Consider the following 24,354-nt stretch of genomic DNA (forward strand, 5'->3'; position numbering starts at 1 on the left):
TCAGGGCAGGGTTTTCGCCAGGTGCACCAACTGGTAGTGCCCCGCCTGACTGCGCCGGTGTTCCACGTAGCCGTGCCGCTGGTAGAGCCGCAGGTTCCCGGTGCTGAACTCTCCGGTGAACAGGCGGATCACCGTGCAGCGGGCGGAAACCTCGCGTTCCGCGGCCCGCAGCAGGGCACTGCCGAGCCCGGCGCCCTGCCGGTCCGGGGCCACGATGAGGCGGCCGAGCTCGGCGACCCCGTCCGCGCAGCGCACCCGCACGGCCGCGACCAGCCGCGCTCCCTCGCGTGTTCCGAGAGCGAGCACGGCCGGATCGGCCAACTCCCCGGCGATCTCCGCCTGGCCCTGCACGAGCGGCGGCAGCGACCAGTCCGCGTGTGCGCGGGCCTGGTCCACGTACGCCGCCCGTTGCAGGGTCAGTACCTCGCCCGCGTCCTCCGGATGGAGCCGCACGAGGTGCGGATCTGTTGGCATGCAACGGATCCTATTCCGGAATCAGGGCCAGTGCCTCGATCTCCATCAGCAGCTCCGGCCGGACGAGCGCGGTGACCTGAACCGCGGTGGAGGCCGGTGGTTTCGCCGGGTCCACGTACTCGTCGCGGACCACGCGAACCGCGGGCAACACCCCGAGATCGGTGACGTAGAAGGTCAGCTTGGCCACGTGCTCGAAACCCGTACCGACCGCCGCGAGACAGCGGCGCAGATTCTCGAACACCTGCCGCGCCTGGCCTTCCGGATCACCCTCGCCGACGATGGCCCCGTTCTCGTCCAGCGCGATCTGACCGGAGATCGCGGCGAACCGCCCGGTCCCGGTGACCACGTGGGTGTAGCCGTTACCCGGGGCGACATTCCCGGGGTCGACATGGCTCAGCTCGCTCACCGGACTCTGTTCGCTCACGGGACTCCCATCATCTTCTTCTTGATCCATGGTGCCATGGTCAGCAGCACGATCGAGGCCACGATCGGCACCGCGCCGACGATCAGGAAGTAGCCGGTCTCGGTGTCCGCGCTGTAGAGCGGGGTGATCAGCGCGTTGATTCCCTGCCCCGCCGCGTTGTTCAGGAACCACAGGCCCATCATCTGCGAGGTGAAGGCCGCGGGCGCGAGCTTGGTGGTCGCGGAAAGCCCGACCGGGGAGATCAGCAATTCACCGAGAACCACGACGACGAAACTGGAGAACAGCCACCACGGGCTCACCTTGGCATCGGTTCCGCTGATCCATCCCGGGAAAACCAGAATCAGAAACGAGATACCGCCGATGATGCCGCCGATACCGAATTTGACCGGCGTCGAGATCTGCCGGGTACCGAGCCTGGTCCACACATAAGCGAACACCGGAGCGAGGATCACGATCGCGAGCGGGTTGATCGACTGGAAGAATTCCGGATTGATCGACCAGCCGAAGATATGCAGATCCGTTCGCTTGTCGGCGAAAACCGCACCGATATTCGCACCCTGCTCCTGGATCATCCAGAAGAACATCGACACGATGAACAGCGGGATGAACGCGACCAGTCGCGATTTCTCCACCGGCGTGGATTTCTTGCTGCGCAACATGATCGTGAAGTACGAGATCGGCGCGATGAACGCGAGACCGGAAATCGAGTAGATCACCACATCGGCGGTGAGCGCCCCGGTCACCGCGAGCACGAGCAGGTAGACGGCGACCACGAGGATCACCAGCCCGAGAATCGAGAACGCGCGCTTGCGTTCGGCGGCCCCGATCGGGTTCGGCGGCTGCTGGCCCGCGCTCTTGAGCACCTTCCGGGTGCTGACGTACCAGACGAGACCGATCGCCATTCCGATCGCGGCGGCGAGGAAGCCGAGATGGAATCCGCCGAGATCGCGCAGCGGGCCGAGCACCAGCGGCGCGATGAAACCGCCCGCGTTGACGCTCATGTAGAAGATCGAGAACCCCGCGTCCCGGCGAATGTCCTTCTCGTCGTAGAGATCGCCGACGATCTTCGAGGTGTTCGTCTTCAGCAGGCCGGTGCCGAGCACGATCAGCACCATCGAACCGTAGAGGCCACCGAGCCCGCCGCCCGGCAGGGACAGCACGATGTGACCGCACATGATCAGCACGGCACCGAGCGCGACCGAACGCTGCGCGCCGAGCAGCCGGTCGGCTATCCAGCCGCCGGGAATCCCGGCCATGTACACGAGCGCGCCGTAGACCGACATCAGCGCGGTGGCCAGGCCCTGGTCGATCCCGAGACCGCCCTCGGTGACCTGGTAGTACATGTAGTAGATCAGGAGCGCTTTCATCCCGTAGTACGAGAAGCGTTCCCAGAATTCGGTGGCGAACAAGGTCGACAGCGCGAATGGGTGGCCGAAAAAGCCGTACTGCTGAGGCTTTTCCTCCTCGGTAGGCGCCGTAGTTGTCACGCGGCTCGCTCCCTTGCGATGTGATTCCTCGTGGGAAAACGGTTCCGAAAACACGACCGGGTGACGGTCGCGCAGGGGGACCCTAACCGCAGCCGGAAATCGGCGGTCATCCTGGGTAATCGATTTGGCCCCGAGGTCTACCCTCTACGCATGGAACTGCTCGACGCGCACGGCACGGCTCTCGAGACATTCGACCGGGTCACGCACCGTATCGGCGAATGGGATTCCCCGACCCCGTGCTCGGAATGGTCCGTTCGGGATGTGCTCAATCACCTGACCGAGGAACAACTGTGGGTGCCGCACCTGTTGCACGGAGAAACAATGGATCAGGTCGGTGATCGGTATTCCGGGGATGTTCTCGGTAACCGTCCGGTCGCGCGCTGGGAGTCCGCGGCCGCGGCCGCCCGCGCCGCCTGGCTCGAACCCGGCGCCACCGAACGCGAGGTGCACCTGTCCTTCGGCACCAGCCCGGCGCAGCTCTACCTGGAGCAGATGACCTTCGACCTGGCGGTGCACGCCTGGGACATCGGCGTCGCGATCGGGGTCGATCCGCGGATCCCCGCCGAACTCGCGCGCCTGATCGACCGGTACACCCGGCCCAAGATCAGTGCCTGGCGCGGGGCGATCTTCGCCGAGGAGGTCCCGGTGGACGCGAACGCGAGCGCGGTCGCCCGGCTGATCGCGCTGAGTGGACGTGATCCGCACTGGCGACGCTGAGCACACGATTTCGCCTATAATGAGCGCACCGATTCTCATTTGATTCCGCGAAGGGGTGCCTCGTACTTGCGTGACGACGAGTCGTCAGGCTGCCATACCAACGCTCACGGGTGGTTCATCCCGTGAGTGACATTCTTGCCAGCTCGCTGCAGCTGATCGGCGTGCTCGCGGTGACCGCGATCGCCGCGGTGTTCGTTTCCGCGGAATACTCCCTGACCACGCTCGAGGGTGTGCAGGTCGACGCGCACGAGAAGGCCGTCGGCGACCGGCGCGCCAAACGGGTGCGCCAGGCCCAGCACACGCTTTCCTTCCAGCTCTCCGGTGCCCAGCTGGGTATCACGCTGACCGGACTGGTCACCGGGACCATGGCGGAACCCGCGGTGGCCGGGCTGCTGCGGCCGCTGTTCACCGCGATGTCCATCCCGCTCGGGGTGGCCACGCCGATAGCCGCGGTGCTCTCGGTGCTGCTCGCCACGGCCCTGTCGGTGATCTTCGGCGAGCTGGTGCCGAAGAACCTCGCCATCGCGCGCGCCCTTCCCGTCGCGCGCGCCGTCGCCGGAATGCAGTGGTGGTTCTCCTGGATCCTGCGCTGGTTCATCCGCGGGCTCAACGGCGCCGCGAACTGGATCGTGCGCCGGCTCGGGGTGGAACCGGCCGAGGAGCTGCGGTCCGCGCGCAACCCGGCCGAACTGGGCTCGGTGGTGCGCTCCTCGGCCGCGCAGGGCACCCTCGACCAGGGCACCGCGGCGCTGCTGGACCGCTCCCTGCGGTTCGGCGAGCGCACCGCGGACGAGCTGATGACCCCGCGCATGCGGGTGGAGTCGCTGAAACTCGACGCGACCGTGGACGACCTCATCGCGGCCACCCGGCGCACCGGGTTCTCCCGGTTCCCGGTGCACGAGGTGGACATGGACGATGTGCGCGGCGCGGTGCACGTGAAGCAGGCCTTCTCGGTGCCCGCCCGGCAGCGCGCGAGCACCCCGCTCTCCGCGCTGGTGCGCCCGGTGCCCACGGTGCCGAGCTCGCTGGAGGGGGACGCGCTGCTGGACCGGCTGCGCGATTCCGGGCTGCAGCTGGCCCTCGTCGTGGACGAATGGGGCGGTTCGGCGGGCATCGTCACCCTGGAGGACCTTGTCGAGGAGATCGTCGGCGATGTGCGCGATGAGCACGACCGCGGCGAGGTGAACCCGGTCCGCCCGCTCGGGCGCGAGTCCTGGATGGTCTCCGGGCTGCTGCGGGACGACGAGGTCGCCGAGGCCACCGGATTCCGGATGCCCGAGGGCGAGTACGAGACTCTGGCCGGGATGGTCGTGGACCGGTTCGGCCGGATCCCTTCGGTCGGCGAGGAAGTGCGCATCGACGGCTGGCGGATCACGGTGATGCGGATGGACCGGTTGCGGGTCGCCGAGCTGCGGGTGGCGAGGGAACGCTGATGAATCCCTGGCTCGCCATCGGCATCACCATCCTGCTGCTCATCGGCAACGCGTTCTTCGTCGGTGCCGAGTTCGCGGTGCTCACCGCGCGCCGGGACCGCCTTGAGGCGCTGGCCGCCTCGAACGCGCGCGCCCGGACCGCACTGCGTGCCGGGGAGAAACTGCCGCTGCTGATCGCCGGGGCGCAGCTCGGGGTCACGGTCTGCACCCTGCTGCTCGGCGCGCTGTCCGAACCGGCCTTCGCCACCCTGCTCGAGGCGCCGATGGACGCGCTGGGCGCACCGGCCGCGCTGCGCCACGCTCTCGGGTTCGCGCTCGGGCTCGTGGTGGTGACGATCCTGCACACGATGCTCGGCGAGATGGTGCCCAAGAACCTGGCGATCGCCGGGCCCGAGCGCGCGGCGATGTGGCTCGTCCCCGTGCACTACGGGTTCTGCAGGCTCACCAAACCGCTGCTCGACCTGTTCACCGCGATCTCCACGGCGGTGCTCAAACTGCTCAAGGTCACCCCGAAGGACGAGCTCGACGCCGCGTACACACCCGCCGAGCTCGCCTCGCTGATCGGGGAATCGCGCCGGGAGGGGCTGCTGGACCAGTCCGAGCACCGCAGGCTGGCCAAGACGCTGCGCGGGGCGACCAGCCGCACCGTCGCCGATGTGCTCGTCCCGCTGGCGGACACGACCACGCTGCCCAGCGAACCGACCATCGGCGATGTGGCGGACGCGGTCGCCGCGACCGGGTTCTCCCGCTACCCGGTCCGCGATGCGAGCGGTCGGCTCACCGGGTACCTGCACATCAAGGATGTGCTCGACAGCGCGGGTGAACCGCGGGAGACCCCGGTGCCGCGCGGGCGGGTGCGCGGGCTTCCCGAGCTGCCCTCGGATGCCCGGGTGGACGACGCGATCTCCGCGCTGCGCCGGGCCCAGTCGCATCTCGGTGCCGCGGTGGGCGGGGACGGCGCGGTGCTCGGCGTGGTCGCGCTCGAGGACCTGGTCGAGGAGTACGTGGGCACCGTCCGGGACGGCACCCACGTCAGCAGCGGCTAGGTTCCGGCCGGGTTTCCGATGCCCGGGCGCGCAGCAGGAACCAGGAGGCGAAGGCGCACAGCACGAGCAGCGCACCGCCGAGGGTGAAGGCGACCGCCTGGCCGTGCACGAAGGCGTCCCGGGCGCCGCTGAGCAGTCCGGTGCCGGGGAGCCGTCCCGCCTCGGCGACCGCGCCGCCGAGCGAATCCCGCACGGTCTCGGCATCCGCGCCGCGCGGCACCGGAACCTGGGCCCGGTACACCGCCGTGACCACGGTGCCCAGCAGCGCGATCCCGAACGCCCCGCCGAGTTCGAAGGCGGACTCGGAGATCGCGCCCGCCGCACCCGCTTTCTCCTTCGGCACGCTGATCACGATCTCGTCGGTGGTCACCGTCATCGCGAAGCCGAGCCCGAGCCCGAACACCGCGAGGAACACGGCGAGCAGCGGGTACGGCGTGGTGGCGTCCACGGTCATCAGCGCGAGCATGCCCGCCCCGCTGGCGCCGAGGCCGAGCGCGACCACCGTGCGCGGGGCACTGGCCCGGGCGAGCCGGCCGGCGAGCAGCGCGGCCGGGATCGCGGCGACCGCCGCGGGCAACAGCCGCAGCCCGGCCTGCAGCGGGCTGAGGCCGAGCACCAGTTCGAAGTACTGCGTGAGATAGAACAGCACCCCGATATCGGCGAGGGCGGCGAGCAGATTCGCCACCACGGCACCGGAGAACCGCGCGTTCGCGAACAGGCCGACATCGATCAGTGGATGGGCCGAGCGCCGCTGGCCGCGCACGAAAAACCACAGCGCGGCGAGCCCGATCACCGCGGCGAGCCAGGCGACCGGCTGGCCGAGGCCATAGGCGGTGAGCTCCTTGATCCCGTACACCACGCCGAACATCCCGATCATGGACAGCACCACGCCGGTCATGTTCCACGGCGCCGGGTGCGGATCACGCGATTCCGGGAGCACGAAGAACCCGAGGACCACGAGCAGGATCACGAACGGCACCTTGATCAGGAACACCGAACCCCACCAGAAATGGTCCAGCAGCACCCCGCCGAGCAACGGGCCGACCGCCCCGCCGACCGAGAGCATCATCGACCACAGCCCGATCGCGAAGGTCCGCTCCCGTTCGGTGGTGAAGATGTTGCGGATCAGCGAAAGCGTGGACGGCATCAGGGTGGCCGCGGCGATCCCGATCAGGGCGCGCGCGAGGATCAGCACCAGCGGATCGGGTGCGAACGCGGAGGGGATGGACAGCAGGCCGAAACAGCTCGCCCCGATCAGCAGCAGCCGCTTGCGCCCGATCCGGTCCCCGAGCAGGCCCATCGCGACCAGGGTCGCGGCGAGCGTGAACGAGTAGGCGTCCCCGATCCACAGCGCCTCGGTCGCGCTCGGCCGGAGCTGTTCGGTGATCATCGGCATGGCCAGGCTGAGCACCGTGACCTCGATCGAGATCAGCGCGGTGCCCAGCAGCAGCACCGCGAGCGCCAGCCAGCGAAGCGGTCCTGCCGACAGTGCTTCCCGTGTACGTGGCGAGGGTCCGCTCCTTTCCCGATTGAACCGATCGTCCCCGCGCGGCACCCTATCCGCGCAGTCCGCGTGGCACGACCGAATTTCGGCGTCCGGCCCCGGGATCAGCGAACGAACAGGGCGACGCACTCCACGTGGTGGGTCATCGGGAAGGCGTCGAAGGCGCGCAGCTCGCGCAGCTCGTAGCCGTGCCCCGCGAGCAGCGCGGTGTCCCTGCCCAGGGCGGCGGGATCACAGGCCACGTAGACGATCCGGTCCGGACGCGCGGCCGCGATCCCGCGCAGCGCCCGCTCCCCCGCCCCGTTGCGCGGCGGATCGAGCACGACCACATCGGGTGCGGGCAGCCGGTCGATGGTCCGCTCGACATCGCCGTGCCGGAAAGTCACCGCGGGCAGGCAGGCACGCCCGTGCTCCACCGCGGAACCCGCGGACTCGACCACGATCACCTCGGCCCCCGCCGCGGACAGGGGCGCGGCGAACAGGCCCGCTCCGCCGTAGAGATCCCAGACGCGATCGGCGGGACCCACCGCGGCGTACTCGGTGACCGCGGCGCTGAACGTCGCGGCCGCCGCCGGGTGCACCTGCCAGAAATCCGTTGCGGCGAGCCGGAAAACCTGCCCGCCGACGTGCTGTTCGGCGATCCCGTCGCCGCTGACCCGCCTGCTGCGCCCGCGCCGCCCGGACCGGGCGGGCGCAGTCTCGGTCACGGTGACCGCTGCACGCGAATCGACCGCTACCGCGACCTCTCCGCGCGGGGAAAACCGTTGTCCCACAACGGGTTCCACGCATTCGGACACGGTGATCGGGCAATCCTCGACCGGGATCACGGTGTGCGAGCGGTGCGCGCGGAACCCCGGCCTGCCCTCGGGGTCCACGGCGTAGCGCACCCGGGTGCGCCAGCGCGGGCCACCCGGCAGCTCCTCCACCTCGACCGAGCGCCGCACCCCGCCGAGCCTGGCCAGCTGCTCGGCGACCACCTCGGCCTTCAGTTCCCGTTGCCGCGCAAGCGAAACGTGCTGGAAATCGCAACCGCCGCAGCTTCCGGCGAGCGGGCACGGCGGGGTCACCCGGTCCGGCGCCGCCTCGAGCACGGCGACCGCATCGGCCCGGAAGAAGGACTTTCCCCGGTCCTCGGTCACCTCGGCGAGCACCCGTTCCCCGGGAAGCGCGTGCCGGACGAAGCACACCCGCCCGTCGACCCGGGCCACGAAATGCCCGCCGTGCGCGACCGATTCGATCGTGGCCTCGACCCGGTCCCCCAGCGCGTAACGATTCACTCTTTCGCCTGCGGGGTGTTGATACCGCGCCGCACATCCCCGGGCGCGTGCACGGTCCTGGTGCGCTGCTTGGCCCGTTCCCAAGCCCGTTTGGAAGAGGCGAGCTGCCAGGGAACCGAGGTCACCATGACCCCTGGCTGGAACAGCAGCCGTCCCTTGAGCCGCAGCGCGGACTGGTTGTGCAGCAGCTGCTCCCACCAGCGCCCGACCACGTACTCGGGGATGAACACGGTGACCACATCGCGCGGGTTGTCGCTGCGCACCCGGCGCACGTACTCCAGGACCGGCCGGGTGATCTCCCGGTAGGGCGATTCGACGACCTTGAGTGGCACCCCGAGGTCGAGTTCCTCCCAGCGGCGCAGCAGATCCTTGGTCCCCGCCTCGTCCACGTTGACCGTCACCGCCTCCAGGTCGTCCGGCCGGGTCGCCTTCGCGTAGGCCACCGCGCGCATCGTGGGCCGGTGCGCGGTGGACACCAGCACGATGGCGTGGTTGCGCGAGGGAAGCACCGTGGCCTGTTCGGTGCTCAGCAGCTCCTCGGTGACCCGGTCGTAGTGCCTGCGGATCGCGGTCATCAGCATGAAGATCACCACCATGGCCGCGATCGCGATCCACGCGCCCGCGGTGAACTTCGTGATGATCACGACCACGAGCACCGCGCCGGTCATGAACAGGCCGAAACCGTTGATCGCCTGCGAGCGGCGCATCCTGCGGCGCACCGCGGGATCGGTCTCCTCGCCGAGCAAGCGGTTCCAGTGCCGCACCATCCCGGTCTGGGACAGGGTGAACGAGACGAACACGCCGACCGTGTAGAGCGGGATCAGCCGGGTGGACTCCGCGCCGAACGCGATGACCAGGATCGCCGCGAAGGCCGCGAGACCGAGGATGCCGTTGGAGAAGGAGAGCCGGTCTCCCCTGGTGTGCAGCTGGCGCGGCAGATACCGGTCCTGGGCGAGGATCGAGCCGAGCACCGGGAACCCGTTGAACGCCGTGTTCGCGGCGAGTACCAGGACCAGCGCGGTGACGATGGTCACGAACCAATAGCCGGGCGGGAAGGCCGAGAACACCGCCTGGGAGATCTGCGCGACCAGGGTCTGCTGCTGGTAGCCGGGCGGGGCGTTCACGAACTGGGTCGCCGGGTTCTCGGCGAGCTTGGCCCCGCTCTGCATGGCCAGGTAGATGATGCCGAGGAACATGGCCACCGCGATGATCCCGAGCATCAGCAGGGTGCTCGCCGCATTGCGCGATTTCGGCTTGCGGAAGGCGGGCACCCCGTTGCTGATCGCCTCCACCCCGGTCAGCGCGGCACAGCCCTGGGTGAACGAACGCAGCACCAGGAACACGAAGGCCAGCCCCATCATGTGCTGGTCCTCGGCCTTGAGCTCGAGTCCCGCGCTCACCGCGCGCACCGGGATCCCCAGCACGAGCGATTTGAACAGCCCGATCACGATCGTGGCGGCGATCCCGAAGATGAACAGGTAGGTGGGGATCGCGAAGGCGGTACCCGATTCGCGCAGTCCGCGCAGATTGATCGCGGTGAGCACGACGATCGCCCCGACCGCGAACAGCACCTTGTGCTGGCCGACGAAGGGGACGACGGCACCGATGTTCGCCGCGGCCGAGGAGATGGACACGGCCACGGTGAGCACGTAGTCCACCAGCAGCGCGCTCGCCACGACCAGCCCGGCCTGCTTGCCGAGGTTCGTGGTGGCCACCTCGTAGTCGCCGCCGCCCGAGGGGTAGGCGTGCACGTTCTGCCGGTAGCTGGCCACCACCGTGAGCAGCACGATCGCCACGATGATCCCGAGCCACGGGCCGAGCGTGAACGCGGCGACCCCGGCCACCGAGAGGGTGATGAAGATTTCCTCCGGCGCGTAGGCCACGGAGGACAGCGCGTCCGAAGCGAACACCGGAAGGGCGATGCGCTTGGGCAACAGCGTGTGCGAGAGCCGGTCGCTGCGGAAGGGTCGGCCGACGACAAGTCGCTTTGCCGCGGTGGCGAGTTTCGACACGGTCGACAAGGGTATGCGCCCCAGATGACGGGGCACCACCAGGCTGTCCCTTATCGTCCCCGCGCGGGGCGCCGGGGTACGGTGCGCGAGGACAGGGTTAAACAGGAGGATCCGGCGTGCACGTGGTGATCATGGGTTGCGGACGGGTGGGTTCGTCGCTGGCCGCGGCCTGCGAACGGCTCGGCCACACGGTCGCCATCATCGACAAGGACAAGCAGGCTTTTCGCAGGCTGCCCCACGAATGGTCGGGCGAACAGGTGATCGGCAAGGGCTTCGACCGGGACGTGCTCGTGGCCGCCGGAATCGAGCGGGCCGAGGCCTTCGCCGCGGTGTCCAGCGGGGACAACTCGAACATCATCTCCGCGCGCGTGGCGCGGGAGACCTTCGGCGTGGAGCACGTCGTCGCGCGCATCTACGACCACCGCCGCGCCGCCGTGTACGAACGGCTCGGCATCGCCACGGTCGCCACCGTCCCGTGGTCCACCGACCGGCTGCTGCGCACCCTGCTCCCGGACGGCCTCGCCTCCGCGTGGCGGGATCCGACCGGTTCGGTCGCCGTGCTCCAGCTGCCCGTGCACGAGGAGTGGACCGGTCAACCGGTCCGGGCACTCGAACAGGCGACCGGAGCGCGGGTTGCCTTCCTGATGCGCTTCGGCACCGGGGTGCTGCCGGACGCCAAGACCGTGCTGCAGTCCGGTGATCTCGTCTACGTCGCCGCGCTGTCCGGAACGGTCAACGAGGTCGGTGCCGTCGCGGCGAACCCACCCGAGGAGACGAACTGATGCGGATCGCGATCGCGGGGGCCGGTGCCGTAGGACGGTCCATCGCCGCCGAACTCACCGAATCCGGGCACGAGGTCATGCTCATCGAGCGGGACGCCACCCATTTCGCGCCCGAGGTCGTCGAACAGGCCGAATGGGTGCTCGCCGACGCCTGCGAATTCTCCTCGCTCGAAGAGGCCGACCTGCAGTCCTGCGATGTGGTGATCGCCGCGACCGGGGACGACAAGGTCAACCTCGTCTACTCGCTGCTGGCCAAGACCGAGTTCGCGGTGCGCCGGGTCGTCGCCCGGGTCAACGATCCGCGCAACGAATGGCTGTTCACCGAGGCCTGGGGCATCGACGTGGCCGTATCCACCCCGCGCATGCTCGCCGCCATGGTCGAGGAAGCGGTCAGCATCGGCGGAATGGTACAGCTGCTGTCCCTGCGTCAGGGCAAGGCCAACCTGACCGAGGTCACCCTGCCCGAGCAGACCCCGCTCGCCGGGAAACCCGTCCGCACCCTCGAACTGCCGAGGGACGCCGCGCTGGTGGCCATCCTGCGCGGCGAGCGGGTCATCGTGCCGGTCGCCGAGGATTCCCTGGAGCCGGGTGACGAGCTGTTGTTCGTCGCCGCCCCCGGGGTCGAGGCGGCCATCCGCGCGGCCACCGGAGCCTAGACAGCGCCGCGTTCGGCCCGGCGCACGAGCAGTACGACGAGCACGGCGGCGGGCAGCAGCAGCGGCAGGCTCATGCCGAGCCGCGCCGCGGCCAGCCAGCCGACCCGGTCGGTGAGGTAGAGATACCCCCACACCACGAACTGCGCGCCGAACACGAGCGCGAGCAGGCCGGTGGCATAGGCGTACTGACGGCGCGCGAACCGGTTCGCGCGCCAGCCCGTGCCGCGACCGTTGAGCAGCGTCCAGAGCACGCCGATCAGCGGCCAGCCGAGCAGGATCGAGCCGAACCCCAGCACCGCGAGCGAACCACTGGTCAGAATGTTGACCGTGAAGTATCCCTTCGCGCTCCCGGTCAGGTAGGCGAGCAGCGCGGCGATGCCCACCGCGACCACGCTGAACACGACCGGCTGCAGCGGTTCGCCGCGCAGGATCCGCACCGCGGCGACGATCAGCACGGCCCCGACCGCGGCACAGACGGCGGGCAGCAGCGCGGTGAGCGCGTTCACCACGACGAAGACCACGATGGGAACGGCGGTGTAAAGGAGGCTGGTCACCCCGCCCATCCGGTCGTAGACGGCCTTCACCCGGCCGTCGGGGAGCTCGAATCGCCCTGGCCGCATGACGCCGCCTCTGCCGGTACAGGCGGAGCCGACTGCCCGCCTTGTCCGGATAACGCCCGGATGCGCGGATCGGTTGCGCTAGGTTGCGCTATTCCTCGGTTCCCGGGGTGAGCGGTTTCGACGGCGCGGATTCCGTCGCGGACCCGGCCGGTTCCGGCTGTTCCGGCTGTTCCGGTTCGGCGATCTCCTTCATCCGCTTGTCCGCCCGGTGCACCGCCCAGATGGTGACCAGCGCGGCGACCGCGGCGAGCGGGAGACCCATGCCGATCCTGGCCGCGGCGAGCCAGCCGACCAGGTTCTCCTGGTACAGGTACTGCTGCACCACGAACCGCGCGCCGAACACGAGCACCCAGACCAGGGTGGCGATGTCGTAGTAGCGGCGCGCGAGCTTGTCCGAGCGCCAGGCCATGCCCAGGCTGTTCAGGAACGACCAGGCGACCCCGGCCAGCGGCCAGCGCACGATCGCGGAGACCAGGAACGCGGCCCCGAGCACGACACTCGTCCAGATGCCGTAGGCGAAGTACCCCTTCGCCGATCCGGTGCGGTACGCGATGAAGGCAGCGATGGCCACGCCGAACACGCTGGAGATCGCCGGCTGGATGGGTTCGCGCCGCACCAGGCGGAGCACCAGGATCAGCACCGCGGAACCGACCGCCGCCCAGATCGCGGGCATCAGCGAGGAGACGGCGTTGACCACGACGAACACGATCACCGGGACGGCCGAGTAGACCGCACCCGAGATACCGCCCATCTGCTCGAGCAAGGTGGGTTCGCGCTTCTCGGACTTCTCGGCCTCGGTCGCCGCACCGGTCTCGGCTTCGGTCGCTTCGGTCGGGGACTCCTTGGTCATGTGCCTCGTCTTCACCGTCGGTGCCCCAACGGCACCACTCAGGCGTCCGCGGGGGTCTGGAGTTCGTAGTAGGGGTTGTAGAGCGCCTTGCGGCCGTTGCGGTCCGCGAGTCGCCCCCGTGCCTTGATGGTACGGCCGGGTTCGATTCCCGGGATGCGACGGCGGCCCATCCAGATCAGGGTTACCCCGTCCGTGCCATCGAACAACTCCGCTTCGAGGGTCGCGGTGGCGTCCTTCGGGCAGTGCTCGACGGTACGCAGCCTGCCCACGACGGTGACCTCCTCGCCACTGCCGCAGTCACAGGCACGCCGTGCCCCGCTCTCCTGGACCTGTTGCGAGAGGTCGTCGGCATCGAGCTCACCGACATCGCTGGTCAGCCGATGCATGAGGCGGCGGAAATAGCCGCTGTTGGTCCCCGACATCACGCGCTCCTGCGCCGGTTAGGACAACCCACGTGGCTGTCCGTGTGACATCAGCGTAACCGCCCCGTTTCGCCGATCAATCCCGCCCGGGCAGGATTGATACGTGACCGAGCCCGCGAGGTCACCACGGGACACAGCACCGCCGGTCACGAGGCCGACGAGCGCCAGCGAGGAGGGTTCGTGACCGAGCTCGCGAGGTCACCAATGGACACAGCACCGCCGGTCACGGGACCGACGAGCGCCAGCGAGGAGAGTTCGTGACCTCAATCCGATTGGTTCTGTTGCCGGGCACGGGCTCGGACGAGGTGTTCATCCGGGCCGCGTTCGGGCCCGCGGCCCGGGCGGTGGGCGCCGAGCTGCGCACCCCCGCCCCGGTGCCCGGACCGGGCCTCGCGGAGTCCTACCGGGCCGCCCTCGACGCGGCAGCCCAGGACGGGCCCGTCGTGGTCGGCGGAGTCTCACTCGGCGCGCATCTGGGCGCCGAATGGGCGGTGCGCAACCCGGACCGGTGTGCGGGCCTGCTCGCGGTGCTGCCCGGCTGGCTCGGCGAACCGGAGGAGGCGCCCGCGGCGCTCGCCGCCAGGGCCAGCGCCGATTCGGTGCGCGGACTCGGGCTCGACCGCGCACTGGAACTGGCCACCGAGGGCGTCCCGGACTGGCTGGCCGGGCAGCTGCGCCGCGCCTGGCCGCGCTACGGGGCCGCGCTGGAGGACTCGCTGCGCGCCGCGGCCACCGAGCCCGCGCCGACCGCCGCCGATCTGGCCGGGATCACCGCGCCCACGGTCGTCGTGGGGTGCACCGACGATCCGGTGCACCCGATCGGGATCGCGCGTGAATGGGCGGAGACCGTCCCGGGCGCGCGGCTGCGCGAGGTCTCGCTGGCCGAGATCGGTGCCGATCTCGGCGTACTGGGAAAAGCGGCGCTGGGCTGACCGGTTCCGGGCCGGTTCAGGCTTCCGAGGCCGCGAGGAAACCGCCGAGCCCGATCAGCACCAGGCCCGAGGTCCAGCGCTGCCCGGTGCGCAGCCGCGGCCTGCGGGCGAGCCGTTCCCCGATGGCCCCGGCGGCCAGCGCCACCACGATGTCGGCCACCGTGGCCAGCACCACCGCGACCAGCCCGAGCACCAGCATGCCCAGTGCGGCGAACCGCGAATTCGTGTCCACGAAGTGCGGCAGGATCGCCAGGAAGTAGATCGCCGTCTTCGGATTGAGCACCTCGGAGAGGATGCCCTGCACGAAGGCACCGTGCCTGCCCGGCCGCGTCTCGGTGAGCTCGGTTCCGTCCGTGCGCTGCAGCAGGGCGCGCACCCCGAGGAACACCAGGTACACCGCGCCGACGATCTTCACGATGAAGAAGGCCTCGGCGGAGGCAGCGAGCACCGCGGAGAGCCCGAGTGCCGCGGCGATCGCGTGCACGCTCGCCCCGACCGTGTTGCCGAACACCGAACGGATGCCCTCGCCCCGGCCACCACGCAGGCTGCGGGCGAGCACGTACAGCATGCCCGGCCCGGGAAGCACCGAGAAGATCACGACGCTGCCGAGGAACATCAACCACTGTTCGGCGCTCGGCACGGCTCAGCCCTCCGCTTGCTCGGCGATGTGCGCGGCCAGCTCATCGGGCAGCCGCAGCGGCAACTGACTGCGCACCGGGAAGGGATCGGTGCCACGGACCACGACCGTGGACCGCACGATGTCGCGCAGCAGCATGGTGGCGTCGTCCGCGAACTGCGGCGGGCAGGCGACCACCCCGCGCAGCATCCAGCGTGGCCCGTCGACCCCGAGGAAGCGCAGCATCACCTCATCGGAGCGCCCGACGAGCTCCTGGCCCCATTCGCCGCGGGCCCGCTCGATCGCGGTGCCGTCCTTGCGCAGCTGGGTGGCCAGCTCGTCGTGGATCTCCTCCCACAGCCCCCCGGAACGGGGCGCGGCGAACGCACCCACGGTGAACTGGCCGATCTCGGTGACCAGGTGCACCGCGCGCAGCGGGCCCTCCTCGTCGAACTCGAGCTGCAGCTGCGCGCCCTCCGGGACCGGCACCCGCACCGAGCCGAGGTCCAGCCGGGGCACCTCGTCCTCCGGGGCGCCCTCCTCGTCGTACGGACCGAGCTCGGGGTACTCCTCGGCCCCGCCGTGCGCACCGGACCGCGCGCGGTCGTCGAACTCCTCGAGGTCCTCGTAGTCCTCGTCACCCTTGTTCCGGCGCTTGAAGATGCCCACTCATTCCTCCGTCACTTCACCGTTACGCCGGCCGTTCTCGGCAAGCACCGCATGCCCTCCGGTCGACCCGTATCCCCCTGCCCCGCGGGGCGAGGCTGCCACCTCGGCGACATTCTCCACCTCACGGAACACGGCGTGCTCGATCCGCTGCACGACAAGTTGCGCGATCCGGTCTCCCCTGCGGATCTCGATCGCATTCTCCTTGTCGTGATTGATCAGGCACACCTTGATCTCGCCGCGATAGCCAGCGTCGATCGTGCCCGGGGAATTCACGATGGACAAGCCCGTCCGCGCGGCGAGCCCGGACCGCGGATGGACGAATCCGGCGTACCCCTCCGGAAGGGCGATCGCGATCCCGGTGCCCACGAGCGCCCGCTCCCCCGGTGGGAGCGTGACGTCCTCGGTGCACGACAGGTCGGCGCCCGCATCGGCGGGATGCGCGTAGTTCGGTGGCTCGACCCCGGGATCGAGCCGGGTCAGCAATACCTCGACGGAACTGGTCACGACCAGCGAGACTACCCTGGAATCGTGGAGAAGACCGCGAGCGACCGGGCGGCCGAGACGAGCCCGGCCACGAGTTTCACCGAACGGCTCTACCTGCCCTGGTACCACTGGATCCTGCCGCTCGTCGCCGCCGGACTGCTCGGCGCCGAGATCCACATGGGTTACCCGGGCGTACGCGGCTGGCTGCCCTATGTGGTGCTCTTCCCGCTGGCGCTGGTGCTGCTCGTGCGGGTCAGCTCCATGCGGCTGCAGGTCCGGGACGGTGAGCTCCGGATCGGCGGGGCACGTGTGCCCGTCGGTCACATCGGCGAGATCGAGCCGGTCGAGCCGGAGCGGCGCCGCATGGCGCTCGGCCCCGAGCTCGATCCCTCGGCCTTCGTCCGGCAGCGCAGCTGGATCAAGCCGCTGCTGCGGGTGGAGATCACCGACGAGCGCGATCCCACTCCGTACTGGGTGATCTCCACGCGGCACCCGCGGCGGCTCATCGCCGCCATCGAGGCCGCTCAGGCGCAGTCGCGGCAGACCAGCTGACCGCCGCGTTCCTCGGCGAGCCTGCTGCGGTGGTGCACGAGGAAACAGACCGAGCAGGTGAACTCGTCCGCCTGCTTCGGCACCACCTTGACGGTCAGTTCCTCGCCGGAGAGCCCGGACAGGTCCGCGCCGGGCAGCTCGAAGTTCTCGTCCGGAGCGTCGGTGTCGACATCGACGACGCCGGACTGGTTCTCGCTGCGCCGTGCCTTCAATTCCTCGAGAGAGTCCTCGGCCAAGTCGTCCGCTTCGCTGCGCCGAGGTGCGTCGTAGTCGGTAGCCATGATGCTTCTTCCCTCACCCCTGTGGTCACCGGTGTTTGTTTCGGGTGTCGCTAACGCTTCGCGACCCGCTTTTGTGCCCGCGCCCCGCACGCAGGAACGTGATGCCTGTCTCGTCACCCCGTCAAGACCGTCGACGCGGAGCGCCGAACGATAACCGATGAACACCTGTGCACGCTTCCTCATTCACCCGTTCAGCGCATGAAACGTGGTAAGCCGCACAGTCATGAAACCCGGTCCCCTGACCCCGGCAACCTACCCCACCCCCGGAACGTCATCTGAACAGGCCGATCGCCCGCGGCGGGGCGCGCGGGTACCCTCCCGCGACACGCTCACGGGCGACGATAATCGGGGCAAGCTCCTAGGCTGGTCGCCAGAATGGTCTCGCCAGGAGCGATTCACAACCAGCGTTACCGGACAACGAGGAGGACAACCGGGTGGCTGCCAGTAACACGGTGCGCCGCAGTGGTGGGCAAGGCAAGCCGCGTGGACGCCGTCCGGGGTACCGCAAGCGGCGCCCACTGCCGGCGATCTCCATCCTGGTCCTGCTCGGCATCGTGGCCATCGTCGTCTGGGTGACCGCGGTGACCTCGAGCGGCGACAAGGGCGAGGTCGCCGACTGCACGGTGCCCAAGGGCATCGGCACCCCGCTGGCCCCCACCGAGCTGGACAAGGTGCAGCCCACCCCGCCGGGCCAGGTCACGGTCCAGGTGCTCAACGCCTCCAGCCAGCGCGGTCAGGCCAATATGGTCGGCACCATCCTCGAGCAGTTGGGCTTCCCCCAGGGCGCTAAGCCCACGAACGATCCCGCCTACCAGTCCAGCTCGCTCGACTGCCACGGACAGATCCGCTTCGGCCCCGCGGGCCAGAACGCGGCCCGCACGCTCAGCCTGGTCGATCCGTGCGCCCAGCTCGTGCGCGACGACCGCAAGGACGCCGGGGTGAACTTCGTGATCGGCCAGAAGTTCGACGACCTGCGCCCGAGCGAGGCCAGCCGCAAGGTGCTCGATCAGCTCAAGGCCGCCGGGAACGGGGACGGTACGGTCGATCCGGGGCTGATCAAGAAGGCCCGCGACACCTCGACCTGCGGCTAGAGGTCAGACTCCGGCGTCGACCAGGGCGTCGTGCAGTTCCCCGGCGATTCCCGGGGCCGCGGCGAACAGCAGCTCCTCCTTGTGTTCCGGAAGGCGCACCACCGCACCCGCCTCGCGGGCGATCAGCGCGCCCGCGGCCCAGTCCCAGCGGTTGAGCCCGCGCTCGTAGAAGGCGTCCACCCAGCCCGCGGCGACCGCGCACAGGTCGAAGGCCGCCGAGCCACCGCGCCGGAAGTCCCGCACCCGCCCGATGAGCTCGGTGAGCGCCTTCGCCTGGCGCACCCGCTTGGCGGGGTCGTAGCCGAACCCGGTCGCCACGAGGGAGACCGCGAGCCGGTCGGGCCCGGTCAGGCCGAGCGTGAGCGGCTCCTCCCCGGGCAGGCTCAGCGTGGCCCCGTGCCCCTTCGCCGCGCTGAACACCCGGCCGCCCGCGACGTCGACCACGGCACCGGCCAGCACCTCTCCCCCGCATTGCGCGGCCAGCGAGACGGTGTACATCGGCCAGCCGTAGAGGTAGTTCACCGTGCCGTCGATCGGATCGATCACCCAGGAGACGGCCTCGGCCTCGTCGAGGTTCCCGCCCTCCTCCTCGCCGAGCACCGGTTCACCGGGTCGCAGGGCGGCGAGGCGTTCGCGCACCAGGCGCTCGGCCGCGGTGTCCGCTTCGGTGACCACATCGACTTCGTTACTCTTCGAGTCGACACCACCACCGAAGCGCAGCGGACCGGAGCGCATGCCCGCGACCAGCTCGGCCGCGGCACCGGCGACCGTGACGGCGACCGAGCGCAGTTCACCCGCGTCGGGGGTTCGAGAATCAGCCATGCGTTCATCGGACCACACCAGCGCGGGTCACGGACATCCGGCGCTGTATCGTCCCTGGGATCGAATCTGAATCGAGAAGGTTGAAAGGGCACCTTGGTTATGGCTGAGAATCACGGGTTCGGCGTGGACATCGGCGGCTCGGGCATCAAAGGGTGCGTCGTCGACCTCGATTCCGGCGAGCGGGTCGGCGAACGGGTGCGCATCCCCACCCCGCAGCCGTCCAAGCCGGAAGCGGTGGCCGAGGTCGTGGCCGAGGTCGTCGGCGAGTTCGACTGGAAGGGCCCGGTCGGGGTCACCCTTCCCGCGGTCATCAAGCAGGGAGTGGCCTACTCCGCGGCCAATATCGACAAGGACTGGATGCGGTTCGACGCGCGCGCCCTGTTCGCCAAGCAACTCGGGCTGGGCACCGAGTCGGTCGCGGTGCTCAACGACGCCGACGCCGCGGGCCTCGCGGAGATCAACCACGGCGAGGCGCGGCTGCGCGAGGGCGTGACGGTGCTGCTCACCTTCGGCACCGGGATCGGCAGCGCGGTGTTCCTCAACGGGGCACTCGTGCCGAACACCGAGTTCGGGCACCTCGAGGTGGACGGGCACGACGCGGAGAAGCACGCGGCCGCCTCCGCGAAGGAGGAGCACGACTGGTCCTGGGAGAAGTGGGCGCACCACGTCTCCAAGTACCTGCGGGTGTTCGAGGATCTCGTCTGGCCGGATCTGATCATCGCGGGCGGCGGGGTGAGCAAGAAGGCCGAGAAGTGGCTGCACCTGCTAGACATCCGTACCGAGATCATCCCGGCCAGCTTCAAGAACGACGCGGGAATCGTCGGCGCGGCGGATGCGGCGAGTTTTGGTCACAAACACTGACAGCAACAACATCTGCCCTGCATACGCACGGGAGACGGATGTTCAATCCCCCATTCGGCGGGTAGTCCGCACCACCGATGGGCGAGCTGGCGACGGTACGCCGCCAGATGTGTCGTTACAATGGAACGCGAACACCCCCGATCCTCACAGCCGTCAGGTAAACGGCGTGTGCGGTTACACCGTGCAGATCAGTTGCGAAAGGGCGTAAGTGGCAGCCGCAGAAACCGCGACCAGGAGCGCCAGCACCGCTGAGAAGAACTCGGCAGCGGAAGCCGACGCAGCGTCGGAGGAAAGCAAGCCAGCCGCGAACGGCGTCTCCACGGCGCCGGGCGCGAAGAAAGCTCCCGCGAAGAAGACGACCGCGAAGAGCGCCACGGCCAAGAAGCCGGCCAAGAAGGCACCCGCCAAGAAGGACGCGGGCGCCAAGAAGGACGGTCCCGAGGGCGAGGCCGATCCGGAGGGCGAGCCGACCCCGGACGCCGAGGACCTCGAAGTCGTCGACATCGTTCTCGACACGCCGGTCGAGGAAGAGGAGATCGACGACAAGACCGCCGCCGAATCCGGTGACTTCGTCTGGGACGAGGAAGAGTCCGAGGCGCTGCGCCAGGCGCGCAAGGACGCCGAGCTCACCGCATCGGCCGACTCGGTGCGCGCCTACCTCAAGCAGATCGGCAAGGTCGCCCTGCTCAACGCCGAACAGGAGGTCGAGCTCGCCAAGCGCATCGAGGCCGGCCTCTACGCGGCCGAGCGGCACCGCCAGCACGAGGAGGCGGGCGAGAAACTGCCCACCCAGATGCGGCGCGACCTGCGCTGGGTGATCCGGGACGGCGAGCGGGCCAAGAATCACCTGCTCGAGGCCAACCTGCGGCTGGTCGTCTCGCTCGCCAAGCGCTACACCGGGCGCGGTATGGCCTTCCTCGACCTGATCCAGGAAGGCAACCTCGGCCTGATCCGCGCGGTGGAGAAGTTCGACTACACCAAGGGCTACAAGTTCTCCACCTACGCCACGTGGTGGATCCGCCAGGCGATCACCCGTGCCATGGCCGACCAGGCGCGCACCATCCGTATTCCGGTGCACATGGTCGAGGTGATCAACAAGCTCGGCAAGATCCAGCGCGAGCTGCTCCAGGACCTCGGCCGCGAGCCGACCCCGGAGGAGCTCGCGAAGGAAATGGACATCTCCCCGGAGAAGGTCCTCGAGATCCAGCAGTACGCCCGCGAGCCGATCTCGCTCGACCAGACCATCGGCGACGAGGGCGACTCGCAGCTCGGTGACTTCATCGAGGACAGCGAGGCCGTGGTGGCCGTGGACGCGGTCTCCTTCACCCTGCTGCAGGACCAGCTGCAGTCCGTGCTCGCCACGCTGTCCGAGCGCGAGGCAGGCGTGGTCCGGCTGCGGTTCGGGCTCACCGACGGGCAGCCGCGCACCCTGGACGAGATCGGCCAGGTCTACGGGGTGACCCGCGAGCGCATCAGGCAGATCGAGTCCAAGACGATGTCGAAACTGCGCCACCCCTCGCGCTCCCAGGTGCTGCGCGACTACCTGGACTGAGCCCGGGACACGCTCGAGCACGGCGCCGCTCCGCTCCGGGGCGGCGCCGACTCATGTCCGCCCGGCTGCCCGGAGCGCCACCGCTTCCAGTCGCTCCCGGTACCCGGCCCACCACGCCTCGTCCCCCGGGGCGAGGTTGTCGTTGTCCGCGCGCAGCCCCGCGGCCCCGTCGAGCTGTTCCCGGAGGATGTCGGCGTGTCCGGCGTGCCGGTTCGTCTCGGCGATGACGTGCACCAGCACGATCTCCAGGCTGATCGCGCCGCGCTCGGGCGGCCACCACGGCACCCGGCCGGGCGCCTCCAGGTCGAGCGCGGCGATCGTGGCGTCCGAATGGGCCCATACGCCGCGGTAGAACGCCACGATCCGCTCGGGCGACTCCTGCTCGGTGGCCCACATATCGGCGTTGGGTTCGGCATCCGGCTCGGCCCACGGCATCGGCTCCGGCCACGGGCGGTCGAACACCTCCCCGAGGTAGCCGGTCTCCACGGTGGCCACGTGCTTGACGAGGCCGAGCAGGTTCGTGCCGGTCCGGGTGAGCGGGCGGCGCAGATCGTACTCGGAAAGGCCGTCGAGTTTCCACAGCAGAACCTCGCGGGCGGTGCGCAGATAGCGGTGCAATTCAGCTTTCCGCAGTGCCTCATTCACGCAGCGCAGCATGCCAGACAACGATGACGAAAAAACCTACCGATGAATGGCGCGCGGCGTGGGGTAGCGCATTAGGGTGACCGAATGCCGCTCATGCGTACCCTTTCCATCGAGGACGTCAAAGCGCGCAGCGAGAAGAGTCAGCTCAAACGCAGACTGAGCGCGCGCGACCTCGTCGGCGTCGGTATCGGCGTCATCATCGGGACCGGGATCTTCACTCTCACCGGAATCCAGGCCAAGGAGCACGCCGGTCCGGCGATCACGCTCTCCTTCGTGATCGGCGGGATCGTCGCCGCGCTCGCCGCGCTCTGCTACGCCGAGCTCGCCTCGGCAGTGCCGACCGCGGGCTCGGCGTACACCTACGCCTTCGCCACCCTCGGCGAACCGCTCGCCTGGATCATCGGCTGGGATCTGCTCCTGGAATTCGGTCTCGGCGCCGCGACGGTCTCCCGCAGCTGGTCCGGTTATCTGCAGAACCTCTTCGACCTGCCGACCTCCCTGTTCGGCGAGAAGGCCCCGTTCAACCTGGGTGCGGTACTCATCGAGGCGGTACTCGCGACGATCGCGGTACTCGGCATCAAACTGTCCTCCTGGTTCACCAACACGCTCGTGGTGGTCAAGGTCGGAGTCTGCGTGCTGATCATCGCGGTCGGCGCGTTCTTCGTGAAGGCAGCCAATCTGAGCCCCTTCGTGCCGCCCTCGGCCCCGCCTGCCGCGGGCAGTCCCGGCGGACTGCACCAGCCGCTCATCCAGGCCGCGCTCGGCATCGAGCCCGCGGTGTACGGCTTCGGCGGGCTGCTCACCGCCGCGGCGATCGTGTTCTTCGGCTACACCGGTTTCGAGTCGCTGGCCAACCTCGGCGAGGAGACCAAGAAACCGTCCAGGGACATGCCCATCGGCCTGATCGGCGCGCTGGCGATCTGCACGGTGCTCTACGTCGGGGTGGCCTTCGTGGTCACCGGCATGGTCAGCTACCGCACCCTGGACGACGCGGCACCGCTCGCCGTGGCATTCGACTCGGTGGGCCTCGGCTGGGCGGGCGTGCTGATCGGGATCGGCGCGATAGCGGGCATGACCTCGGTGATGATGGTGCAGCTACTGACCATCTCGCGGACCAGCTACACCATGGCCCGCGACGGGCTGCTGCCGAAGTCGCTCGGTGAGCCGCACAAGCGCCTCGGCACCCCGCACCGGACCACGATCATCGCCGCCGTGGTGATCATGGCCATCGCCGCGTTCATCCCGATCAGCGAGCTCTCCGACATGGTCTCGATCGGCGGGCTGTCCGCGATGCTGATCGTCGCGGTCGCGGTACCGATTCTGCGACGCAAACGGCCGGACCTGAAACGGTCCTTCCGGGTGCCGTGGTCGCCGGTGATCCCGATCATCGCCGCACTGCTGTGCCTGTACCTGATGTTGAACCTGGACATGCTCACCTGGCTGCGGTTCGGCATCTGGCTCGCAGCCGGACTGGTGATCTACATCGCGTACGGCAGGCGCCATTCGGTGCTCTCGAAGCGTTCGCAGTCAGCAAACTCGATCCGTCCGGATGCCGGGAATTGACCCCGCGACACGCCCGTGACCTGCACCGCGACCTGCCCGGTTAACCCCCGCCACTAGCTGGGCAATCGGGAAGTGACGGGCATCCCAAGTACGCGGGAACACTTGCGGACTCTGATGCGTCTGCAAGAGTAGAAGCAGCGACACGGTGGAACCGGCGAACCGAGATCGCAGGGCCGCGTGGGCGCCGCTGTTGGTACCAGGCACTCACCCGAGTGCCGGGACGGAGGGAGATCCACCATGCCGAGCACACTCACCCGCCCCGAACTGACCGCTGCCGACCGTTGCGACCGGTGCGGAGCGGCCGCGAAGGTACGCGTGCTCCTGCCGTCCGGCGGGGAGCTGCTGTTCTGCGGCCACCACGCCAATGAGCACGACGCGAAACTGCGTTCGGTGGACGCCGACATCCAACGCGGCGAGGAATAGCCGCAGGCGGTACGACCGTGCCGAAGGGGCGGGAACCCGAATCCTCGGGTTCCCGCCCCTTCGTGTCGTTGCGGGGCGCTCCTACCAGGAACGCAGGGTGGCGATCCGCTCTTCGAGCTGTTCCGCCGAGGCCATGGCGGTCGGCGGAACAGCTCGAAGA

27 protein-coding genes are annotated in these 24,354 nt (G+C 69.2%); 12 read left to right on the forward strand and 15 right to left on the reverse strand.

Annotated features, from left to right (window positions below):
• Genes AD72_RS23325 through AD72_RS23335 form a run of 3 tightly spaced genes read right to left on the reverse strand, consistent with a single transcriptional unit; the run spans position 1 to position 2,385 of the window.
• Complete coding sequence (locus tag AD72_RS23325) at positions 1–474, reverse strand: GNAT family N-acetyltransferase (RefSeq protein ID WP_031468704.1); 474 nt, start codon at positions 472–474, stop codon at positions 1–3.
• Between the two features lie 10 nt (positions 475–484).
• A complete protein-coding gene (locus AD72_RS23330; protein WP_082469113.1) occupies positions 485–898 on the reverse strand; it encodes a RidA family protein in 414 nt (137 codons plus the stop codon).
• Positions 895–2,385, reverse strand: a complete 1,491-nt coding sequence (locus tag AD72_RS23335; protein ID WP_031468706.1) for a peptide MFS transporter — start codon at positions 2,383–2,385, stop codon at positions 895–897. The genes AD72_RS23330 and AD72_RS23335 overlap by 4 nt, the downstream gene beginning before the upstream one ends.
• Positions 2,386–2,535: 150 nt before the next feature.
• Here AD72_RS23335 and AD72_RS23340 point away from each other — a divergent pair, with 150 nt between their 5' ends.
• The 3 genes from AD72_RS23340 (at position 2,536) to AD72_RS23350 (ending at position 5,581) form a co-directional block, all read left to right on the forward strand.
• Positions 2,536–3,102: a TIGR03086 family metal-binding protein gene (locus AD72_RS23340; RefSeq protein WP_031468707.1), complete on the forward strand. Its 567-nt coding sequence runs from the start codon at positions 2,536–2,538 to the stop codon at positions 3,100–3,102.
• A 122-nt stretch (positions 3,103–3,224) separates the two neighbouring features.
• Positions 3,225–4,535 (forward strand): hemolysin family protein, encoded by a 1,311-nt coding sequence (locus AD72_RS23345; protein ID WP_031468708.1) that lies wholly within the window; start codon positions 3,225–3,227, stop codon positions 4,533–4,535.
• Positions 4,535–5,581: a hemolysin family protein gene (locus tag AD72_RS23350; protein ID WP_031468709.1), complete on the forward strand. Its 1,047-nt coding sequence runs from the start codon at positions 4,535–4,537 to the stop codon at positions 5,579–5,581. The genes AD72_RS23345 and AD72_RS23350 overlap by 1 nt, the downstream gene beginning before the upstream one ends.
• Here the strand turns inward: AD72_RS23350 and AD72_RS23355 are convergent.
• The 3 genes from AD72_RS23355 to AD72_RS23365 form a co-directional block, all read right to left on the reverse strand.
• Positions 5,568–7,034 carry an MFS transporter gene (locus AD72_RS23355; protein ID WP_037347097.1) on the reverse strand — a complete coding sequence of 489 codons (1,467 nt, stop codon included), beginning with the start codon at positions 7,032–7,034 and terminating at the stop codon, positions 5,568–5,570. The two genes, AD72_RS23350 and AD72_RS23355, sit on opposite strands and share 14 nt — an antisense overlap.
• A gap of 155 nt (positions 7,035–7,189) precedes the next feature.
• Positions 7,190–8,362 (reverse strand): class I SAM-dependent RNA methyltransferase, encoded by a 1,173-nt coding sequence (locus AD72_RS23360; protein WP_031468711.1) that lies wholly within the window; start codon positions 8,360–8,362, stop codon positions 7,190–7,192.
• Positions 8,359–10,374, reverse strand: coding sequence for an APC family permease (locus tag AD72_RS23365; RefSeq protein ID WP_031468712.1), 2,016 nt, complete (start codon positions 10,372–10,374; stop codon positions 8,359–8,361). The genes AD72_RS23360 and AD72_RS23365 overlap by 4 nt, the downstream gene beginning before the upstream one ends.
• 116 nt (positions 10,375–10,490) lie before the next feature.
• Here AD72_RS23365 and AD72_RS23370 point away from each other — a divergent pair, with 116 nt between their 5' ends.
• On the forward strand, positions 10,491–11,156 hold the full coding sequence (locus AD72_RS23370; protein WP_031468713.1) for a potassium channel family protein: 666 nt from the start codon (positions 10,491–10,493) through the stop codon (positions 11,154–11,156).
• Positions 11,156–11,812 carry a potassium channel family protein gene (locus AD72_RS23375; protein WP_031468714.1) on the forward strand — a complete coding sequence of 219 codons (657 nt, stop codon included), beginning with the start codon at positions 11,156–11,158 and terminating at the stop codon, positions 11,810–11,812. The genes AD72_RS23370 and AD72_RS23375 overlap by 1 nt, the downstream gene beginning before the upstream one ends.
• Here the strand turns inward: AD72_RS23375 and AD72_RS23380 are convergent.
• The 3 genes from AD72_RS23380 to AD72_RS23390 form a co-directional block, all read right to left on the reverse strand.
• Positions 11,809–12,432: a DUF3159 domain-containing protein gene (locus AD72_RS23380; protein WP_082469114.1), complete on the reverse strand. Its 624-nt coding sequence runs from the start codon at positions 12,430–12,432 to the stop codon at positions 11,809–11,811. The genes AD72_RS23375 and AD72_RS23380 overlap by 4 nt on opposite strands.
• An 88-nt stretch (positions 12,433–12,520) precedes the next feature.
• Complete coding sequence (locus tag AD72_RS23385) at positions 12,521–13,282, reverse strand: DUF3159 domain-containing protein (protein WP_037347100.1); 762 nt, start codon at positions 13,280–13,282, stop codon at positions 12,521–12,523.
• A 38-nt stretch (positions 13,283–13,320) separates the two neighbouring features.
• Positions 13,321–13,704 (reverse strand): OB-fold nucleic acid binding domain-containing protein, encoded by a 384-nt coding sequence (locus tag AD72_RS23390; protein ID WP_020495081.1) that lies wholly within the window; start codon positions 13,702–13,704, stop codon positions 13,321–13,323.
• 257 nt (positions 13,705–13,961) lie between these two features.
• Here AD72_RS23390 and AD72_RS23395 point away from each other — a divergent pair, with 257 nt between their 5' ends.
• Positions 13,962–14,636 carry an alpha/beta fold hydrolase gene (locus AD72_RS23395; RefSeq protein WP_031468717.1) on the forward strand — a complete coding sequence of 225 codons (675 nt, stop codon included), beginning with the start codon at positions 13,962–13,964 and terminating at the stop codon, positions 14,634–14,636.
• A 16-nt stretch (positions 14,637–14,652) separates the two neighbouring features.
• Here AD72_RS23395 and AD72_RS23400 read toward each other — a convergent pair whose 3' ends face one another.
• The 3 genes from AD72_RS23400 to dut are packed head-to-tail and all read right to left on the reverse strand — an operon-like array spanning position 14,653 to position 16,425.
• Positions 14,653–15,276: a LysE family translocator gene (locus tag AD72_RS23400; protein WP_031468718.1), complete on the reverse strand. Its 624-nt coding sequence runs from the start codon at positions 15,274–15,276 to the stop codon at positions 14,653–14,655.
• A 3-nt stretch (positions 15,277–15,279) separates the two neighbouring features.
• Positions 15,280–15,921 (reverse strand): DUF3710 domain-containing protein, encoded by a 642-nt coding sequence (locus AD72_RS23405; RefSeq protein WP_031468719.1) that lies wholly within the window; start codon positions 15,919–15,921, stop codon positions 15,280–15,282.
• Positions 15,922–16,425: a dUTP diphosphatase gene (dut, locus tag AD72_RS23410; protein WP_031468720.1), complete on the reverse strand. Its 504-nt coding sequence runs from the start codon at positions 16,423–16,425 to the stop codon at positions 15,922–15,924.
• 24 nt (positions 16,426–16,449) lie between these two features.
• On the opposite strand from dut, the gene AD72_RS23415 reads away from it, so the two are divergent.
• Positions 16,450–16,956: a DUF3093 domain-containing protein gene (locus AD72_RS23415; protein WP_031468721.1), complete on the forward strand. Its 507-nt coding sequence runs from the start codon at positions 16,450–16,452 to the stop codon at positions 16,954–16,956.
• Here AD72_RS23415 and AD72_RS23420 read toward each other — a convergent pair.
• Complete coding sequence (locus tag AD72_RS23420) at positions 16,929–17,237, reverse strand: DUF4193 domain-containing protein (RefSeq protein ID WP_020495087.1); 309 nt, start codon at positions 17,235–17,237, stop codon at positions 16,929–16,931. The genes AD72_RS23415 and AD72_RS23420 overlap by 28 nt on opposite strands.
• A 434-nt stretch (positions 17,238–17,671) precedes the next feature.
• Between AD72_RS23420 and cei the strand changes: the two genes are divergently transcribed.
• Entirely contained in the window at positions 17,672–18,328 is a 657-nt protein-coding gene (gene cei / locus AD72_RS23425) for an envelope integrity protein Cei (RefSeq protein WP_082469115.1), read from the forward strand.
• 3 nt (positions 18,329–18,331) lie between these two features.
• Here the strand turns inward: cei and AD72_RS23430 are convergent, their stop codons facing one another.
• Positions 18,332–19,150 (reverse strand): inositol monophosphatase family protein, encoded by an 819-nt coding sequence (locus AD72_RS23430; RefSeq protein ID WP_031468723.1) that lies wholly within the window; start codon positions 19,148–19,150, stop codon positions 18,332–18,334.
• Between the two features lie 99 nt (positions 19,151–19,249).
• Here AD72_RS23430 and ppgK point away from each other — a divergent pair, with 99 nt between their 5' ends.
• A complete protein-coding gene (gene ppgK / locus AD72_RS23435) occupies positions 19,250–20,011 on the forward strand; it encodes a polyphosphate--glucose phosphotransferase (RefSeq protein ID WP_031468724.1) in 762 nt (253 codons plus the stop codon).
• A 208-nt stretch (positions 20,012–20,219) separates the two neighbouring features.
• A complete protein-coding gene (locus tag AD72_RS23440) occupies positions 20,220–21,563 on the forward strand; it encodes an RNA polymerase sigma factor (RefSeq protein ID WP_031468725.1) in 1,344 nt (447 codons plus the stop codon).
• Between the two features lie 51 nt (positions 21,564–21,614).
• Here AD72_RS23440 and AD72_RS23445 read toward each other — a convergent pair whose 3' ends face one another.
• Positions 21,615–22,208 carry a DinB family protein gene (locus AD72_RS23445; protein WP_231644940.1) on the reverse strand — a complete coding sequence of 198 codons (594 nt, stop codon included), beginning with the start codon at positions 22,206–22,208 and terminating at the stop codon, positions 21,615–21,617.
• 84 nt (positions 22,209–22,292) lie between these two features.
• Between AD72_RS23445 and AD72_RS23450 the strand changes: the two genes are divergently transcribed.
• Together AD72_RS23450 and AD72_RS23455 are read left to right on the forward strand one after the other, a co-directional pair.
• The gene (locus AD72_RS23450; protein ID WP_031468727.1) at positions 22,293–23,771 is read left to right on the forward strand and encodes an amino acid permease; all 1,479 of its coding nucleotides are present in this window, start codon (positions 22,293–22,295) and stop codon (positions 23,769–23,771) included.
• 237 nt (positions 23,772–24,008) lie between these two features.
• Positions 24,009–24,194, forward strand: coding sequence for a DUF7455 domain-containing protein (locus AD72_RS23455; protein ID WP_031468728.1), 186 nt, complete (start codon positions 24,009–24,011; stop codon positions 24,192–24,194).
• Positions 24,195–24,354: the final 160 nt, after the last annotated feature.

The sequence above is a fragment of the Sciscionella sediminilitoris genome (assembly GCF_000737195.2).
Taxonomy (GTDB): Bacteria; Actinomycetota; Actinomycetes; order Mycobacteriales; family Pseudonocardiaceae; genus Sciscionella; species Sciscionella sediminilitoris.